This window comes from Paraburkholderia sp. SIMBA_030 (assembly GCF_046535245.1).
GTDB lineage: Bacteria > Pseudomonadota > Gammaproteobacteria > Burkholderiales > Burkholderiaceae > Paraburkholderia.
This window is the reverse complement of record NZ_JAWRXB010000701.1, coordinates 1-266: the sequence shown is the minus strand read 5'-3', so window position 1 is coordinate 266 and position 266 is coordinate 1. Positions and strand designations below refer to the sequence as shown.

Here is a 266-nt window from a genome sequence, read left to right as displayed (position 1 = left end):
AACGAATACGCGGCGCCGAGCGTCACGCCGCGATACGTGCCGACGTAGGTCACCGCGTTGTCGGCGCGGCCGTTCGGCACGTACGCGTCGAGCGAGCCGAGCCCGTAGATGTCGGGGCCGATGATGTCCGCGCCCTGCAGCGCGAGATAGGTCATCGTGTACTGGCGGCCGAACGCGAGCGTGCCGAAGCCGCTCTTCAGCCCGACGAACGCCTGCCGCCCGAACAGCCGCCCGCCCTGCCCGAGGTCGCCGCCGCGCACGTTGAA

The 266-nt window shown here is 70.7% G+C and carries 1 protein-coding gene; it reads right to left on the bottom strand.

Annotated elements, in window-relative coordinates:
• A partial coding sequence (locus tag SB772_RS41750) for a porin (RefSeq protein ID WP_410838740.1) occupies window positions 1–266 on the bottom strand: 266 nt, incomplete at both ends.